This is a genomic window from Clostridium pascui, from assembly GCF_016908015.1.
GTDB lineage: Bacteria > Bacillota > Clostridia > Clostridiales > Clostridiaceae > Clostridium_AK > Clostridium_AK pascui.
The window spans coordinates 1-18,678 of record NZ_JAFBDB010000012.1; the positions used below are offsets into that span (position 1 = coordinate 1).

Below are 18,678 nucleotides of genomic sequence, written 5' to 3' on the forward strand. Positions count from 1 at the left end.
TAAAAGTTTAATCTGTTTCGCTCATCGCGTTTCTTAACATTTAACTGTTAAGTAATTGACTGGTTTCTATTCTCTGTTCAATTTTCAAAGACCCTATCGCCTCAAGCGACTTTTACATATTAACACTTTTATTTCTTCTTGTCAACAACTTTTTAAAATATTTTTTAAATCTTTGTCGACTTATTTGTCGTTTATTGTGACGATATGTGTTATTTTATCATGTATATACTATTGCTCTATTATTATATCTTTTATTATAGAATAATATACTCATATTTCATTGTTTTTCTTATTTTTTCTTAATTTTTCTCATATTGATACACCGGAAAAAGTTGTACTTAAGTTTAAACATAAAAATGCCCTTTAAGTTAATTAAAGGGCATTTTTATTAAAATTATTCAGCTTCTACTGAAGTATTTATTTTTGCAATTGCCAGTACCTTTTCATTTTCTTCTGTTTTCATCAAGGTAACACCCATAGCATTTCTGCTTGTTATGCTTATATCTGAAACTAATATTCTTATAGCAATATTACTGCTATTAATAAGCATAATTTCATCTTCATCTTTTACAATTCTTGCTGCTGTTATCTTGCCTGTCTTTTCTGTAACTTTATAAGTAATTAGTCCCTTACCACCCCTACTTTGAACTTTATATTCAGATAGATGTGTTCTTTTTCCAAATCCATTTTCACTAACTACTAATACATCTTTATCTTCTTCAACTATGTCCATACCTACAGCTATGTCACCTTTTCTTAAGGTAATAGCTCTTACCCCTGTAGCTGATCTTCCCATAGGTCTTATATCTTTTTCACTAAATCTTATTGCAAACCCATCTGCAGTTACTATAAATATCTCTGCATCTCCTCTGGTTTTCTTAATCTTTAGTAATTCATCATCTTCCCTTAAGTTTATAGCATTTAATCCATTCTTTCTTATAGAAGAGAATTCACTTAATGGAGTTTTCTTAATGATTCCATTTTTAGTTCCCATTAATAAGTATCCATCATCATTTAAATCGGCTATAGATATAACTTCTCTAACACTTTCATTAGGACTTAATGGTATAAGATTAATAAGATTTAGCCCTTTTGCTACTCTTCCTGCATCAGGTAATTCATAAGCCTTAAGCTTATATACTCTACCTAAATTAGTAAAGAATAGTAAATTACTATGAGTGGATGTTACAAATATTCTTTCTATAAAGTCATCTTCCTTAGTGGTCATAGCTTGAATTCCTTTTCCTCCTCTTTTTTGTGAGGAGTATGCATCAGATGAAATTCTCTTTATGTATCCTGAATGAGTTAGAGTTATAACAACTTCTTCCTCTTGTATTAAATCTTCTATATCTATTTCATCTATTCTCTTTTCGATCTGAGTTCTTCTCTCATCTCCATACTTATTCTTTATTTCGTTTAACTCATCTTTTATAATTTTTAGCACAAGCTCTTCACTTGTTAATATCTCTCTTAAATAATTAATTGTCTTTAAAAGTTCTGCATATTCTTCTTCTATTTTAGCTCTTTCTAGTCCTGTAAGCCTTTGAAGTCTCATATCAAGAATTGCTTGAGCTTGTTTTTCAGATAATCCAAATCCACTCATAAGGCCATTTCTAGCCTCTTCTGTATTTTTGGAACCTCTTATTACCTTAATTACTTCATCTATATGGTCTAGAGCTATTCTTAATCCTTCTAAAATATGAGCACGAGCTTCTGCTTTATCTAGCTCAAACTTAGTTCTTCTTCTTATTACTTCCTTTTGGAATTCTATATAATAAACTAGTATTTGCTTTAAATTTAAAACTTGAGGCTCATTATTTACTAGTGATAACATTATTATTCCAAAGGTATCTTGCATTTTTGTATGTTTATAGAGTTGATTTAAAACGATATTTGCATTAGCATCTCTTTTAATTTCTATTACAACTCTCATACCATCTCTGTCTGATTCATCTCTAAGATCAGAAATTCCCTCTATCCTTTTATCCTTTACTAAGTCAGCCATATTTTCTATAAGTTTTGCCTTATTTACTTGATAAGGCAATTCTGTTACTATAATTCTTTGTCTTCCCTTTTCTTCTTCTATTTCAGCCTTAGCTCTTACAAGTACCTTCCCTCTTCCAGTTTCATAAGCTTCCCTTATACCATTAGTTCCAAGTATTATACCTGCTGTAGGAAAATCAGGTCCCTTTATTTTAGACATTAAATCTAACACAGTAACATCAGGATTATCTATTAATAAGTGTATACCTTCTATTACTTCACCTAAATTATGAGGAGGTATATTGGTAGCCATTCCTACAGCTATCCCAGCTGAACCATTAACTAGAAGATTAGGAATACGTGAAGGAAGTACTAATGGCTCCTTTTCAGAACCATCAAAATTTGGTACAAAATCCACAGTGTTTTTGTTAATATCTTTTAGCATTTCTACCGCAATCTTACTCATCTTAGCTTCTGTGTATCTCATAGCTGCTGCAGAGTCACCATCTACAGATCCAAAGTTTCCATGGCCATCTACCATTGTATATCTTATAGAAAAGTCTTGAGCCAATCTTACTAATGCATCGTAAACTGAACTATCTCCATGAGGATGGTATTTACCTAATACATCCCCAACTATTCTGGCACACTTTCTATAACTTTTCTCTGGAGAAAGTCCTAATTCCTGCATAGAATATAATATTCTTCTATGCACAGGTTTTAAACCATCACGTACATCAGGAAGTGCACGACCTACTATAACACTCATAGCATAATCTATATAACATCGTTTCATTTCTTGCTTTATATCTACTTCTAAAACTTTACCTTCATTGAACATTAATTTCTCACCTTCCAACTATATATCAAGGTTAACAACTTTTTTAGCATTTTCTTGTATAAATTCTCTTCTAGGCTCTACCTTGTCACCCATGAGTATGGTAAATATTTCATCCGCCGCCATTGCATCTTCTACTGTAGCTTTAAGAAGAACTCTATTTTCTGGATTCATAGTTGTATCCCAAAGCTGTTCAGCATTCATTTCTCCAAGACCTTTATATCTTTGGATATCTGTATTATTATCTCTTCCACCCATCTCAAATAGTATTTTTTCTAGCTCTTTATCTGAATAAACATACTGTTCTTTTTTATTTTTAGCTATTTTATACAATGGTGGTTGTGCTATGTAAACATGCCCTTGTTCTACTAATTCTCTCATATACCTATAGAAAAAAGTAAGTAGTAGTGTTCTTATATGCGCACCATCTACATCAGCATCTGTCATTATTATTATTCTGTCATATCGTATTCTTGAGATATCGAAATCTTTTCCGATCCCTGCTCCAAAAGCTGTTATCATTGATCGAATAGTCTCTGAATTAAGTATTTTATCCAATCTTTGTTTTTCGACATTCATTATCTTTCCTCTTAAAGGTAAAATGGCTTGAAATCTTCTGTTTCTACCCTGCTTCGCAGATCCCCCCGCAGAATCTCCCTCTACTATATAAATTTCACATTCTTTTGGATCCTTTGATGAACAATCAGCAAGCTTTCCTGGTAATGCTGTATTTTCTAAAACAGATTTTCTTCTAGTAAGCTCTCTTGCCTTTCTTGCTGCTTCTCTTGCACGAGAAGCTGTTAATGATTTGTCTATTATAGTTTTTGAAATTTGAGGATTCTCTTCTAGGAAAATAGATACGCCTTCACCAACTATACTATCAACTATACCTCTAACTTCACTATTTCCAAGCTTAGTCTTTGTTTGTCCTTCAAACTGTGGATCAGTTAATTTAATTGAAACTACTGCTGTAAGGCCTTCCCTTATATCTTCACCTGAAAAATTTTTATCATTTTCCTTTAAAAATCCAAATTTCTTAGCGTAATCATTAAATACTCTAGTTAAAGCATTTTTAAAACCTGTTAAATGGGTTCCCCCTTCTACAGTGTCTATATTATTTGCAAATGAAAATATATTTTCTGTATAGCTATCATTGTATTGAAGAGCTATTTCTACTAGATAATCATCCTTATTGCCCTCAATATAAATAGGTTCATCATGTAAAGTTTCCTTATTTCTATTTAAATAAGTTACAAAGGATTTTATTCCTCCTTCATAATAAAATTCATCCTCTTTATCCACTCTCTCATCTATTAATATAATTTTAATTCCTTTATTTAAAAATGCTAGTTCTCTTAATCTTTGAGCTAATGTATCATAATCAAAATCAATTTCTTCAAAAATTTCAGGATCCGGCTTAAAATAAGTTCTAGTTCCATGTTTATCTGTAGGTTCTAACTTATCAAGACCTGTAATTGGCTTTCCTCTTTCATAAATTTGCTTCCAAATGTATCCTTCCCTTGCAACTTCAACTTGACAAGTTTCTGAAAGAGCATTTACAACAGAAGCACCAACTCCATGAAGGCCTCCTGAAACCTTATATCCTCCTCCACCAAACTTGCCTCCTGCATGTAGTATGGTCATAATAACCTCTACTGTTGGTTTTTGCATTTTAGGATGCATACCTACAGGCATCCCCCTACCATTATCTTTAACTGTAATGGAGTTATCTTCATGTATAAATACATTTATTTCATCACAATAACCCGCTAAAGCCTCATCTATACTGTTATCTACTATTTCATATACCAAATGATGTAAACCTCTAAGGCTTGTGCTTCCTATATACATTCCAGGCCTTTTTCTTACTGCTTCTAATCCTTCTAAGACTTGTATCTGACTTTCATCATATGCTTCATTCTTATTTTGTTCCATATATATCCTCCTTAGCCTTAAAGTTCATAATATATTGCTTCTGATCGCTTATTTAAAGTAGACGATGAAATTGGAGATAGATATATTTTACTTTTTTTATCTACCTCTGCAATAATAAATGATTTTGGTTTTTCTTTAGTTATGCGATATATAAATCCATCCTCTTCTGCCATTCTTAAAAATTGTGCTGTATCTGAACTATACATACAAGTTTCTATATCAAAAATACCTATTACATCTTTTAAAGGTACTACAACATTTTCACCTAAATGTAAAAACACCAATATTCCTCCTTAATTTAGAGTGTATAATTTTTTTCCATACAATTTCCATTACTTACTGTAAATATTTTTGAATCATCTTTTTTTAGATAATTTTTTATATCATTAAATCCAGTGCATGTTATTATTGTTTGTATATTATTAATGGAGTTTAATATATACCTTTGTCTCTTCGAATCAAGTTCTGAAAGTACATCATCTAACAATAGTACTGGGTATTCTCCTGCAATTTCTTTTATTATCTCTAAAGATGCAAATTTTATAGTTAAAACTGAAGTTCTCTGCTGTCCTTGAGAACCAAAACTTCTTGCATCTATATCATTTATTTTAATAATAAAATCATCTCTATGTGGACCCAAGGAAGTAGTCCTTTTTTCTATATCTTTTTCCCTATTACTTGTAATTGCATCTAGAAACTCCCCTTTATTACACTCCCTGAAATTTATAGATGAACAATAAGAAAAACTTATGTCTTCTTTTCCAGATGTTATTTCTTTATGTATAAGCTTTCCCTTACTATTCAAATTTTTAATATAGGCTTTTCTGTCCCTTACAATAGCTGCTCCATAACTAGACAATTGTTCATCATATATATCCAACATATTGATTAAAGATTCATTTTTATGTTTAATAATCATATTTCGTTCATTTAAAATCTTATTATATTGAACTAAGTTATAATAATATGCTTTACTCAACTTACATAATTCTATATCTAAAAATTTTCTTCTAAAGGATGGGGATTCTTTTACAATTTTTAAATCCTCTGGGGAAAACATTACCACATTTAATACTCCTAAAAGCTCTGAAATTTTATTTATCTTAATAGAATTTATGTTAATTCCTTTTTTTCCCTCTTTAAAAACCTTTATTTCAATTTTTTTATCTAATCTTTCTTTTTTAACGTAAAGTTTTATATAAGCACTTTCTTCTTGCCAACTTATGAGTTCTTTATCTCTAATTGTTCTATGGGATTTTCCTATACTTGAATAATAAATACTTTCCAAAATGTTGGTTTTTCCTTGAGCATTGTCTCCAATAAAAACATTGACATTTTTACTTAATTCTATACTTAACTCTTTATAATTTCTATAATTAATTAACTGTAAATACTTTATATACATACAAAACACCTATTATATAATTATATCATAATATTTTCAATTCAGCTAAATATAAATAAAAGAGTTAAGATCCGCCTAAAATCATGCCTTTGTCAAAGCTTTTATTTATATATCTTAAACTCTCTTAACTCTTATTATATTAAACTATTATAAATTCTTCCCCATCTACTTCTATTCTGTCACCTTTTGTTAACTTCTTTCCTCTCCTGGTTTCAACTTCTCCATTTACCTTTACCATTTCATTTTGAATATAGTACTTTGCATCTGAACCCGTTGATATAGCCCCACACCATTTAAGAAAGGCATCTAGCTTTATTATATCTGTATTTATTTTTATTTCAATCATATCATTTATTCCCCTTAGTTGTTTAATAATCTAACTGGTAATACAAGGTAAGTACAATTGTTTACTTCATTATTCTTTATAATACAAGGCGTTACACTACTAGATAATTCCATTGATATTTCTTCTTCATCCATTATTTTCAAGGCATCAATTAAATACTTTGAATTAAATGCAATTTGGAGCGGCTGCCCTTGCAAGATTATATTCAACTCTTCTCTTACCATTCCCAATTGAGAATTTGAAGTGATAATCATATTTTCTCCTTGTATATCTAATTTTATTAAATTCGTATTCCCATCCTTGCCCATTAACGATGCTCTTTCTATACATCCTAGTAATTCTGATCTTTTAGCTATTACTTTAAGATTATATTCATCTGGGATTATGGATTGATATTTAATAAACTCACCTTCTAGGAGTCTTGATACTATTTTAGTTTCTCCTATTGTGAATAAAATATGATTTGGAGTAAATGTTATATTAACATTTTCATCAGTTTCTTCTAATATCTTAGATACTTCATTTAAAGTCTTCCCTGGTATAACAGCGTTTATTGTACTTTCGCTATCGATATATTCAGATTTTACTGCTAGTCTGTACCCATCAAGCGCTACTAAATTAAGCCTTTTATCCTTTATTTCAAACAATAATCCTGTAAGTATTGGACGAGTTTCTTCTTGTGCTACAGCAAATATGGTTGATTTTATCATGCTTTTTAGTATGCTTTGAGGAATTTGAAAAATTGTATTTTCATTTATAGTCGGTAGCTCAGGAAAATCTTTTGCATTCATATGAATTAAAGTAAACTTAGATTTTTGACATATTATTTCTATTGAATTATTGTCCTTTGTAGTTATTTCAATGATATCGTTGGGTAATTTTCTTATTATTTCTCCAAATATTTTTGAATCAACAACAATGTCTCCTTCTTCAATTATGTCTGCTTTTATTTTTGTTTCTATACTTAGATCAATATCTGATCCTGTTAATATAATAGATGAGCCCAAAGCTTTTAATAAAATACCTTGTAATACAGGCATTGTTGATTTTCCTGTAACAGCCTTTTGAGCAATAGATATACCTTCTTGAAGATTGCTTTTTTCGCATGTGAATTTCATATGTAATCCTCCTTAATTATCAACACTAAATATTCTTCTTAGATAGAATAGATATAATAGATATTTATAGTAGTAATAGTAGTAGGGGCTGTGGAATTGTTGATAAGTACCATTAGGTCAGATAAATCAACGAAAAATAAGAAAAAATAATTGTGGATAAGTTGTTCTGCATCAACTAACTTTATCCACATAATTATATAAAATAAAAGTTTTTATTTTTATCCACAGCTATTAATAAAATAATAATACACAAGTGTTAGCTATTTTTGAGTTATTTTCTTAGTTAGTTCACTAACTGCGTTTTGTAATGACTCATCTTCCTTTAAACTTGAAGAAATTTTTTCATATGCATGTATAACAGTAGTATGATCTCTTCCTCCAAATTCTTCACCTATTTTAGGCAGTGAAGTATCAGTAAGCTTTCTACAAAGATACATGGCAATTTGTCTTGGAAAAGCTACATTTCGTGTCCTTCTTGCAGATTTAAAATCTTCAACTCGCAAATTAAAATAACTAGAAACTATATCTTGTATAGATTCTATAGTAACTTGCTTAGAATGTTTATTAGATATAATATCTTTAAGTGCTTCTGAAGCTAAGTCTACACTAATTTCCTTGTTGGTTAATGAGGAAAAGGCGACTATTCTAATTAATGCTCCTTCAAGTTCCCTTATATTAGACTTTATTTTAGTGGCTATGTATACTAACACTTCATTTGGAATACTTAAGTTTTCTACATCAGCTTTTTTCTTTAGTATTGCCATTCGAGTTTCAAAATCAGGAGCCTGAATATCTGCAATAAGTCCCCATTCAAATCTAGAACGAAGCCTATCCTCTAGTGTAGGTATTTCCTTAGGTGGTCGATCACTTGATAGAATTATTTGTTTATTTGACTCATGTAAGTCATTAAATGTGTGGAAAAATTCCTCCTGAGTTCTTTCTTTTCCTGCTATGAATTGAACATCATCTATTAAAAGTACATCTATATTTCTATACTTATTACGGAATTCTACATTTCTATCATCTTTTATAGAATTAATAAGTTCATTTGTAAACTTTTCTGAAGAAACATATACAACCTTAGAGTTAGGATTATTATCAAGAATATAATGACCAATAGCATGCATTAGATGAGTCTTTCCAAGTCCGACTCCTCCGTATATAAAAAGTGGATTGTAAGCTTTTGCAGGGGCTTCAGCTACTGCTAAAGATGCTGCATGAGCAAATCTATTACTATTGCCTATGACAAAAGATTTAAAAGTATACTTAGGATTTAGCATAGCTGACATTTCATCACTTACAACTATATTATTACTTTTTTCAGGTATATTATTAGAAGGACTTTTTTCTAAGTCTATTACTTCTTCTGTAGATACTATAAATTCTACACTATATCTTTTAGAAGTTATGAGTTTTAAAGCATTAATAATTAGATCTTTATATCTACTACTCAAAATGCCTTTAGTAAAATCATTAGGGACACATAAATAAAAACAATCTGCTTCTATTTTTAAAGGAACAATGCTTTTAATCCAAGTATTAAAACTTACCTCTGTAAGCTCTCCTTTAATAATAGTTAATGCATTTTCCCATATATCTTTTAATTGGGCATTCATATTTTATCCTCCAGTTCAAAATATTAAATATTAAATTTAAATAGAAAATTCCCTAATTAACAGTAAATCTACAAATTTATACACATCACTATAGGTTGTTGACAATTATTAATAAAAATATTCACATGTTAATATTTTTGTACATAGTTTTTTATTCAATTATTTATCAACATGTGTTAATAAATAATTGATAACACTATTAACATATGAATAACCAGGTAAAAACAGGCTTAGAATATATATCATAAAGAATAAAAAGAATAAATATAACAACTTATACACAAAGTTATCAACAATTGTGGATAAGTTAATATAAACAAAGGTTATCAACAGTCCTTTATTAATAATATCAAAACGTATATAGGTATTCAAGAAGTTATCCACAAAAAATAATTTTAAAATATTAACAAACCCTTTTTCTTGACAGAAAGGGTAGGTATATATATAATTTAATAGTAAAACTATAAATAAGGTAGTAAGTTAATTGCTATACACATTATACAAAAAGGGGGTGTAGCTCAATGTTTATGACATACCAACCAAAAAAGAAGCAGAGAAAGAAAGAACATGGATTTAGAAAAAGAATGAAGACTAAATCAGGAAGAAATGTTCTTCAAAGAAGAAGACAAAAAGGTAGAAAGAGATTGACAGCATAAGGCCGCATATTGTGGCCTTTTTCTGCAACCGCAAAAAAGGAGCAATAGTATATGAAGAAGTATAAGTTAAGAAAGAATGCAGAATTTAGAGTGGTGTACAGAAGAGGAAAGTCTTTTTCTAATGAATTATTAGTTTTATATGTGTATAAAAATTATAAAAATAAAGATAGCAGATTTGGCATATCAGTTAGTAAAAAAGTAGGCAAAAGTGTAGTAAGAAGTAGGGTTAAAAGGTTAATTAGAGAGAATATACGTCTTAAATATAATAGCATAAAAGAAGGATACGATTGTGTAATCATAGCAAGAAATCCTGCTAAAGATAAGGATTATCATCTTATAGAAAAATCCATATTAAATTTATTAGATAAGGCGGGACTAATTAAGAATTGAGAAGTATTATGATATTAATAATTAAAGCATATAGAAAGTATATTTCACCTCTTAAAAGACCATGTTGCAGGTTTTACCCCACTTGCTCTCAATATGCATTAGATGCTATCAATAAATATGGAGCATTAAAAGGAAGTTTTATGTCAATTAAAAGGATTTTAAGGTGTAATCCTTTTAATCCAGGCGGATATGATCCTGTTGAATAATTTGACTGGAGGTATATAATGAGTATTTTAAACAATGCGTTAGTTCAATTCTTTGTTTTCATTCATCAGTTAGTAACAGGTTTTATTACAAATCCTAACTATTCCTATGGTATAGCCATTATATTAGTTACATTAATAATAAAATTAATATTGTTACCGTTAAATATTAAATCAATTCGTTCTAGCGTGAGAATGAATGAAATACAACCAGAGACAAAGAAAATTCAAGAAAAATATAAAAATGATCCACAAAAATCTCAGCAAGAAGTAATGAAGCTTTATAAGGAAAGAGGTATAAATCCATTAGGCGGATGTTTACCTATATTAATTCAATGGCCAATATTAATAGCTTTATATTATGTATTTAATAATATTTCAGGAATAAATGGTGTAAGCTTTTTATGGGTAAAAGATTTAGCACAGGCAGATGTAGTGCTTGCAGTTTTAGCTGGAGCTACTCAATATTATGCATCATTATTAATGGCACCTCCGGGAGACAGTCCTCAGGCTAAGCAAACTGGCACAATGAATATTAGTATGTCATTATTTATGATATTTATAAGCTGGAGGCTTAAAGCAGCCTTAGTTTTATATTGGGTAATAAGTAACATAATTCAAATGGGTCAGACACTTCTTACAAAGAAATTAGAGGAAAGACATAAGGCACTTAATGCTTAAAGGGGGGCTTGCGGTATGAAATATATTGATATAACTGGAAGAACCATAGCTGAAGCTACAAAGAACGCTTTAAGGGAATTAGATGTTACAGAAGATAAGGTAAAGATAGATATTCTAGATCAAGGAAATAAGGGGCTGTTTAATTTAATTGGTTCTAGACCAGCAAAGATAAGGGTTACAGTTAAAAAGGATTATATATCTGAAGCAAGAGAATTCTTAAGAGAAGTTTTAAATTCTATGGGGATAAAGGCTGAAATAAGAATTAGAGAAGAACAAGATGCTTTAAAGATAATTCTTGCAGGTCCTGAAATGGGCTTACTTATAGGATATAGAGGAGAGACATTAGATTCGCTGCAGTATCTTGTAAGCCTTGTTATAAATAAGGATCATGAAGAAGAGTATAAGAGAGTTATATTAGATACAGAAAATTATAGACAAAAGAGAGAAGAAACTCTTAAAAGGTTAGCTTTAAAGATAGCTAATAAGGCTAGAAGGACAAGAAAAGTTGTTAAATTAGAACCTATGAATCCTTATGAGAGAAGGGTTATACATTCTGTTCTTCAAAATGACCCAGAAGTAAAAACATATAGTGAGGGAGAAGAACCTTATAGAAGAGTTGTAGTAGATTTAAAGAAAGCCTAATATGGCTTTCTTTTTAAATTTATAGTAAAATGAGTTAATTAGTTAAACATTATTAAATATGAGGTGAAACTTATGAAAGAGTTTGATACTATTGCTGCAATTGCAACAGTGCTCGGCGAAGGCGGTATTTCTATTATAAGAATTTCTGGAAGTAAGAGTTTAGATATTGTGGATAGTATTTTCAAGGGGAAAAACAATAGAAATTTATTGGATATAAATCCATATAGCATGAGATATGGTTTTATAATAGAAAAAGAAACGGAAGATATATTAGATGAAGTTTTAGTAACGTATATGAAGGGACCAAGAAGTTACACTGCAGAAGACACAGTAGAAATAAATTGTCATGGTGGCGTTACGCCAACTAAAAGAATATTTCAAGAAATTATAAAGGCTGGGGCAAGAGTTGCAGAGCCAGGTGAATTTACAAAGAGAGCTTTTTTAAATGGTAGAATTGATTTAAGCCAGGCAGAAGCTGTTATAGATATAATAAGAGCTAAAACAGAATTATCCATGAAGTCAGCGGTACTTCAATCCAATGGTAGAATTTCTAAGGAGATAGACTCTCTAAGAAATAGATTACTTCAGATTATAGCTCATATTGAAGCAACAGTAGACTTTCCTGAGGATGACTTAGAGGAAGTTACATCTAATCAAGTTAGTATCCAAGTTGAAAATATAATAAATGAAGTAAGTGAACTTTTAAGTACTGCAGATGAAGGCAAGATTTTAAGAGAAGGATTAAATGTAGTTATAGTAGGTAAACCTAATGTAGGAAAATCTTCTTTATTAAATGCTTTATTAAAAGAACAAAGAGCTATAGTAACTGAGGTACCAGGAACTACAAGAGATGTCATAGAGGAATATATAAATTTAGATGGTGTACCTATTAAAATAGTAGACACAGCAGGAATTAGAGAAACAGAAGATATTGTTGAAAAAATTGGTGTGGAAAAATCAAAGGAAAAGATAATAGAAGCTGACTTAATCATTTTCATGATAGATTTAAGCAGGGAATTAGACGATGAAGATAAAGAAATAATGGATTATATACGAGATAAGAAATATATTGTTTTACTAAACAAAAGTGATCTGGAAAATAAAGTAGTTAAAGAAGATTTAATAGGGTTAAATTTAAAATATATAATTGAAAGTTCAGCTAAAAGTGGCAAGGGACTAGATAAGCTTAAAGATTCTATAAAAGAGCTATTTTTTAAAGGGGAAGTAAAGAATCAAGATATAATTATAACTAATGCTAGACATAAAGAAGCACTGATTAGAGCACAGGAAAGCTTAAGCTCAGCTCTAGATACGTTAAATAATACTTTAGCAATAGATCTATCATCTATAGATATAAGAAATGCATGGTCAAAGCTCGGAGAAATTACAGGCGATACATTAGAAGAAGATATTATAGATAAGATATTTTCAGAATTTTGTTTAGGAAAGTAGGGAGAGTATATGAAGTATTATGCAGGAGATTACGATGTAGTAGTAGTAGGAGCAGGCCATGCAGGCTGTGAGGCTGGTCTTGCAGCTGCTAGAATGGGATCGAAGGTGCTAGTATGTACAATAAACTTAGATAGTGTAGGTATGATGCCTTGTAATCCTAATGTTGGAGGAACAGCAAAAGGACATTTAGTAAGAGAAATAGATGCTTTAGGTGGGGAAATGGGTATAAATATAGATAATACCTTTATTCAATCTAGAATGCTTAACACCTCAAAGGGACCTGCCGTACATTCATTAAGAGCACAGGCAGATAAGCAGAAGTATTCTCAAAGAATGAAAAATGTTTTAGAAAGCCAAGAAAATCTAACAATGAAACAAATAGAAGTAGTTGCATTGGATGTAGAAGATGGTAAAATTAAAGGTGTGCTTACAAAAAATGGTGCGTATTACAACACTAAAGCTGTTATTCTTGCCACAGGAACATACTTAAAAGGTAAGGTGATAATTGGGGATGTAAGCTATAGCAGTGGACCAAATGGATTGTTTCCTGCGCAGGACTTATCACAAAGCCTTATAGACTTAGGAATAAGTTTAAGAAGATTTAAAACTGGTACGCCAGCGAGAATAAATAGAAGAACAGTAGATTTTTCTAAAATGATAGAACAACCAGGAGATGAAAAGATAGTTCCATTTTCATTTATGAGTGGGGAAATAACTAGAGATCAGGTTTCATGCTATTTAACTTATACAAATGAAAAGACTCATGGAATAATAAGAGAAAACATACATAGATCTCCGTTATATAACGGTTCTATAGAAGGAGTAGGCCCTAGATATTGCCCTTCTATAGAGGATAAGGTAATGAGATTCCCAGATAAGGAACAGCATCAAGTATTCATCGAGCCTGAAGGAGAAAATACTGAGGAAATGTATGTAGGAGGTATGTCTAGTTCCTTACCAGAAGATGTTCAAATTGCAATGTATCGCAGTGTTCCTGGTCTTGAGAATGTAGAATTTTTAAGAACAGCATATGCAATAGAATATGATTCTATAGATTCTACACAATTAAAGTTATCCTTAGAATTTAAAGAAATAGAAGGATTATTTGGAGCAGGGCAGGTCAATGGAAGCTCAGGATATGAAGAGGCAGCAGCACAAGGACTTGTAGCAGGAATAAATGCTGCTTTGAAGGTTAGAGCACAAGAACCTTTTATACTACAAAGGTCTGATGCATATATAGGAGTTCTTATAGATGATTTAGTTACAAAGGGAACTAATGAACCATATAGAATGATGACTTCACGTTCAGAATATAGGCTATTATTAAGACAGGATAATGCAGATTTGAGACTTACAGAAATGAGTTATAAAATAGGACTTGTTACTGAAGAAAGATACAAAAGCTTCATAAGTAGAAAAGAAGCCATAGAGGGAGAAATAGACCGTATAAAAGCCCATCAAATAACAAATAAAAAAGAGATAAATGAGATGTTAATAGCTTTAAATTCATCAGAATTGAGAAAGCCAATAAGCTTATATGAGCTTATAAAAAGACCTGAATTAGATTATTTTAAAGTTGACGAATTAGATAAAGATAGAATTGAATTGCCTTATGAAGTTCAATATGAAGTAAATACTATGGCTAAATATGAGGGGTATATACAAAAACAATTAGACCAGGTAGAACAGTTCAAGAAATTTGAGAAAAAGCTTATTCCATCTGAAATCAATTATAGTGAAGTGCATGGTTTGAGAATTGAAGCAGTACAAAAATTGAGTAAAATTAAACCTATGAACATAGGTCAGGCATCTAGAATATCTGGAGTGTCTCCAGCAGATGTTTCTGTACTTCTTATTTATTTAGAACATAAATATAGAATTTCAAAGTAATAAATTAATTTTAAGTAAAATATAAATTACACTTATATATGAATCATATAATTCATATATAAGTGATTTATGGAGGGTAAACATGCAATATTTTGATATACTTAAGGCTTCTTGTGAAGATATAAATGTTGATTTTGATGAAAATAAGTATAATCAGTTAATACAATATAAAAACTTATTACAAGAATGGAATGAAAAAATTAACCTTACTTCTATAACTGAAGATGAAGAAATAATAAAAAAACATTTTATAGATAGCATGAAAATATATAAATTTTCTCCTTTAAAGGATATGAAGAGGATTATAGATGTAGGAACTGGAGCAGGATTTCCAGGACTACCTATTAAAATAGTTGATGAAAAGAAGCAGGTAGTTTTATTAGACTCACTAAACAAAAGAATAAATTTTCTAAATGAAGTTATTAATACGCTTAAACTAGAGAATATCCAAACTGTTCATGGAAGAGCAGAAGATGTTGCAAAAGATAAAGCTTATAGAGAGCGTTTTGATGGTGTAGTTTCTCGTGCTGTAGCGAATATGAGTGTATTAAGTGAGTTTTGCTTACCATTTGTAAAATTAAATGGATACTTTATTGCAATGAAAGGGCCAGCTGTAGAGGAAGAAATTAAAGAAGCTAAAAATGCAATAAGTACTTTAGGAGGAAAGATAGAAGATATAATAGCAATCGACATAGAAGAAAGTGACTTAAGACATAATTTAGTTATTATAAAGAAGATAAAAGAAACCCCAGGTAAGTATCCTAGAAAGGCTGGATTAGTTACTAAGAGTCCTTTAAGATAAAAATTTTATTTAATTATAGAAGGAATTTTAACGGTTAATAGAGAAATTTTAAATAAATGAAAGCACAAGAGGGATGGGTTAATATGGAAGAAAAAGTTAGTTATATAAATACTGAATTGATTTCTCCTAATGTGTATCAACCTAGAAAGTTTTTTAACGAAGAAGCCATAGAGGAATTATCAAAATCTATAAAGGTTTATGGCATTATTCAACCTTTATCTGTAAGAAGGGTTAGTGAAGATAAGTTTGAATTAATAGCAGGAGAAAGAAGATTAAGGGCAGCAAAGAAGGCAGGTTTACAAGAGGTACCTGTTATAATTGTTGATGTGTCTAATAAGGATTCAGCAGCAATAGCGTTATTAGAAAACATACAAAGAGAAGATTTGAATTTTTTAGAAGAAGCCGAAGCATATTACAACTTGATCAAAGAACATAATTACACTCAGGAACAGTTATCAGAAATTATAGGTAAAAAGCAATCTACTATAGCTAATAAAATAAGACTGCTAAGATTAACTTCTGGAGTTAGAAAGATTTTGATAGAAAATAATCTTACAGAAAGACATGCTAGAGCTCTTCTTAAGTTGCCAGCAGAAGAACTTCAGAAAAAGGTTTTAAGTGTTATAATTAAAAAAAGTTTAAATGTAAAAAAGTCAGAAGAGCTTATAGAAAAAGAATTAAATAAGTTAATAGAAAAGAGTTCTTCAAAAGAGGAAAGAAAAAAAATTAAAGGTATTTTTAGTCCTAAGGTCTATATAAATACCATTAGGCAAGTATTTGATAAGTATGGTTTAAATGCACAGTATTCATCTCAGGATTCAGAAGAAAGTATTCAAATTATGATTACAATTCCAAAGAATAAATAATTTAATAATATGATAATAAATGTTTCACGTGAAACATTAAAAACTATGTGATGAGTGAAAATAACATTTTAGCACATAGTTTTTTTATTTTTATACAACTTTTTTAAATAAGTACTTTTTTTATGTATTATATGACTATATAATAAAACTATAACTATTATTATGAGGCGGTGAATATGGTGAAGGTAATTACAGTATTTAATCAAAAGGGTGGAGTGGGTAAGACAACAACTAATATTAATTTATGTTCATACTTAGCGATGGAAGGGTACAGAGTTCTTTCTATGGATATAGATCCACAGGGAAATACCACTAGTGGATTGGGTTTCGATAAGAGAAAAATTAAAACATCTATTTATGATGTAATCACTGATGATACATCTATAGAAGATGCTATGATAAAGTGTGAATTTGTAGAAAATTTTTACATAGTTCCTTCAACTATGTCTTTAGCGGGAGCAGAAGTGGAAATAATAGATAAGGTTAATAGGGAAAAAATATTGAGAGAAAAAATAAAAAGTGTTGAAGGAAAGTTTGACTTTATATTCATTGACTGCCCTCCATCATTGGGTTTTTTAACTATTAATGCTTTAACAGCTTCTAATAGTGTATTGATTCCTATACAATGTGAATTTTATGCATTAGAAGGAGTTGGACAACTTGTTAACACTATTCAACTTGTTAAAAAGTCATTAAACCCTAATATTGATATTGAGGGAGTAGTCTTAAGTATGTTTGACAGTAGAACTAATCTTTCTAATGAAGTAGTTAGTGAAGTTAAAAAGTACTTTAAGAACAAAGTATATAATACAACTATTCCACGAAATATAAGGTTGGCAGAATCCCCTAGTTTTGGATTGCCTATAATGTTGTACGATAATAAATGCAAGGGTGCAGAGGCATATGAAAAACTAGCTAAGGAATTCTTAGAAAGGCAGGAAAAATAAAATATGAGCAAGAAGTTTGGATTAGGAAAGGGATTAGGTGCATTAATTCCTGAGGATACATCAGAAGATAATGTCTTGCTAAATGGGATGCAAAAGATAGATATTTCTCTTATAAGAGCTAATAACACTCAACCTAGAAAGAGCTTTGATGAAGAAAAGATAATGGAATTATCAGAGTCAATAAAACAGTATGGAGTTATTCAACCTATACTTATTACAAAAGATGATGGTACCCATACATATACAATTGTAGCTGGAGAAAGAAGATGGAGAGCAGCAAAGCTTGCTGGTATTAAAGAAGTACCTGTTATTATAAAGGAACTAAATAAAAAAGAAATTTTGGAAATTTCTTTAATAGAAAATATACAAAGACAAGATTTAAATCCCATTGAAGAAGCTAAAGCATATAAAAATCTTTTAGAAGATTTTAAGTTGACTCAAGAAGAATTGAGTAAAAGAGTTGGCAAATCTAGAACAGCTATTACAAATTGTATTAGGCTTTTAAATTTAGACGAAAGGGTCCAAGATTATGTTATAGATGGAGTTTTAACTGAAGGTCATGGTAGAACATTGCTTGCTATTGAAAATAAGGAATTACAATATAAGATATCTCAAATGATTATAGATGATAAATTAAGTGTAAGAGAAACTGAAAAGTTAATAAAGTCACTAAATAGAGAAAAAGAGAAGTCAAGAAATAATAATGAAATTAATAACCTATATTATCAAGATATAAAAAATAAGTTAGAAGAGTTATTTGGAACAAGGGTAGTTTTGAATAGCAATAATGATAAAGGGAAGATTCAAATTGAATATTATTCTGAAGAAGATCTTCAAAGAATATTAGATATATTAAAACTTTAAGTAAATTATAAAATGTTTCACGTGAAACAATAATATGAAAGGAG

The 18,678-nt window shown here is 30.0% G+C and carries 18 protein-coding genes; 11 read left to right on the forward strand and 7 right to left on the reverse strand.

Going from position 1 to position 18,678, the window contains the following annotated elements:
* Positions 1-394: 394 nt before the first annotated feature.
* The 7 genes from gyrA to dnaA all read right to left on the reverse strand — a co-directional run bounded on the left by gyrA (position 395) and on the right by dnaA (position 9,241).
* Complete coding sequence (gene gyrA, locus JOC70_RS18235) at positions 395-2,824, reverse strand: DNA gyrase subunit A (RefSeq protein ID WP_204600301.1); 2,430 nt, start codon at positions 2,822-2,824, stop codon at positions 395-397.
* Between the two features lie 18 nt (positions 2,825-2,842).
* Positions 2,843-4,756, reverse strand: coding sequence for a DNA topoisomerase (ATP-hydrolyzing) subunit B (gene gyrB / locus JOC70_RS18240; RefSeq protein ID WP_204600302.1), 1,914 nt, complete (start codon positions 4,754-4,756; stop codon positions 2,843-2,845).
* Between the two features lie 17 nt (positions 4,757-4,773).
* The gene (remB, locus tag JOC70_RS18245; RefSeq protein WP_204600303.1) at positions 4,774-5,037 is read right to left on the reverse strand and encodes an extracellular matrix regulator RemB; all 264 of its coding nucleotides are present in this window, start codon (positions 5,035-5,037) and stop codon (positions 4,774-4,776) included.
* Between the two features lie 17 nt (positions 5,038-5,054).
* Positions 5,055-6,161 (reverse strand): DNA replication/repair protein RecF, encoded by a 1,107-nt coding sequence (recF, locus tag JOC70_RS18250; protein WP_204600304.1) that lies wholly within the window; start codon positions 6,159-6,161, stop codon positions 5,055-5,057.
* Positions 6,162-6,300: 139 nt separating this feature from the next.
* Positions 6,301-6,507: a S4 domain-containing protein YaaA gene (gene yaaA, locus JOC70_RS18255; RefSeq protein ID WP_204600305.1), complete on the reverse strand. Its 207-nt coding sequence runs from the start codon at positions 6,505-6,507 to the stop codon at positions 6,301-6,303.
* 14 nt (positions 6,508-6,521) lie between these two features.
* Complete coding sequence (gene dnaN, locus JOC70_RS18260) at positions 6,522-7,625, reverse strand: DNA polymerase III subunit beta (RefSeq protein WP_204600306.1); 1,104 nt, start codon at positions 7,623-7,625, stop codon at positions 6,522-6,524.
* Positions 7,626-7,885: 260 nt separating this feature from the next.
* Positions 7,886-9,241, reverse strand: coding sequence for a chromosomal replication initiator protein DnaA (gene dnaA / locus JOC70_RS18265; RefSeq protein ID WP_204600307.1), 1,356 nt, complete (start codon positions 9,239-9,241; stop codon positions 7,886-7,888).
* A 521-nt stretch (positions 9,242-9,762) separates the two neighbouring features.
* Here dnaA and rpmH point away from each other — a divergent pair.
* From rpmH to JOC70_RS18320, 11 genes are all read left to right on the forward strand, one after another.
* On the forward strand, positions 9,763-9,897 hold the full coding sequence (gene rpmH / locus JOC70_RS18270; protein ID WP_035310078.1) for a 50S ribosomal protein L34: 135 nt from the start codon (positions 9,763-9,765) through the stop codon (positions 9,895-9,897).
* Positions 9,898-9,948: 51 nt separating this feature from the next.
* Entirely contained in the window at positions 9,949-10,287 is a 339-nt protein-coding gene (gene rnpA, locus JOC70_RS18275) for a ribonuclease P protein component (RefSeq protein ID WP_204600308.1), read from the forward strand.
* A gap of 8 nt (positions 10,288-10,295) precedes the next feature.
* Complete coding sequence (gene yidD, locus JOC70_RS18280) at positions 10,296-10,493, forward strand: membrane protein insertion efficiency factor YidD (RefSeq protein ID WP_423880690.1); 198 nt, start codon at positions 10,296-10,298, stop codon at positions 10,491-10,493.
* Positions 10,494-10,511: 18 nt separating this feature from the next.
* Positions 10,512-11,171, forward strand: a complete 660-nt coding sequence (locus JOC70_RS18285; protein ID WP_204600310.1) for a membrane protein insertase YidC — start codon at positions 10,512-10,514, stop codon at positions 11,169-11,171.
* A 15-nt stretch (positions 11,172-11,186) separates the two neighbouring features.
* Positions 11,187-11,813: an RNA-binding cell elongation regulator Jag/EloR gene (gene jag, locus JOC70_RS18290; RefSeq protein WP_204600311.1), complete on the forward strand. Its 627-nt coding sequence runs from the start codon at positions 11,187-11,189 to the stop codon at positions 11,811-11,813.
* Between the two features lie 72 nt (positions 11,814-11,885).
* Positions 11,886-13,265 (forward strand): tRNA uridine-5-carboxymethylaminomethyl(34) synthesis GTPase MnmE, encoded by a 1,380-nt coding sequence (mnmE, locus tag JOC70_RS18295; protein ID WP_204600312.1) that lies wholly within the window; start codon positions 11,886-11,888, stop codon positions 13,263-13,265.
* Positions 13,266-13,274: 9 nt separating this feature from the next.
* Positions 13,275-15,155 carry a tRNA uridine-5-carboxymethylaminomethyl(34) synthesis enzyme MnmG gene (gene mnmG, locus JOC70_RS18300; RefSeq protein WP_204600313.1) on the forward strand — a complete coding sequence of 627 codons (1,881 nt, stop codon included), beginning with the start codon at positions 13,275-13,277 and terminating at the stop codon, positions 15,153-15,155.
* 82 nt (positions 15,156-15,237) lie between these two features.
* Positions 15,238-15,957, forward strand: a complete 720-nt coding sequence (rsmG, locus tag JOC70_RS18305) for a 16S rRNA (guanine(527)-N(7))-methyltransferase RsmG (RefSeq protein ID WP_204600314.1) — start codon at positions 15,238-15,240, stop codon at positions 15,955-15,957.
* Between the two features lie 83 nt (positions 15,958-16,040).
* Positions 16,041-16,823 carry a ParB/RepB/Spo0J family partition protein gene (locus JOC70_RS18310; protein WP_204600315.1) on the forward strand — a complete coding sequence of 261 codons (783 nt, stop codon included), beginning with the start codon at positions 16,041-16,043 and terminating at the stop codon, positions 16,821-16,823.
* Between the two features lie 179 nt (positions 16,824-17,002).
* On the forward strand, positions 17,003-17,770 hold the full coding sequence (locus tag JOC70_RS18315) for a ParA family protein (RefSeq protein WP_341534924.1): 768 nt from the start codon (positions 17,003-17,005) through the stop codon (positions 17,768-17,770).
* 3 nt (positions 17,771-17,773) lie between these two features.
* Complete coding sequence (locus tag JOC70_RS18320) at positions 17,774-18,634, forward strand: ParB/RepB/Spo0J family partition protein (protein WP_204600317.1); 861 nt, start codon at positions 17,774-17,776, stop codon at positions 18,632-18,634.
* The last annotated feature ends 44 nt before the right edge of the window (positions 18,635-18,678 follow it).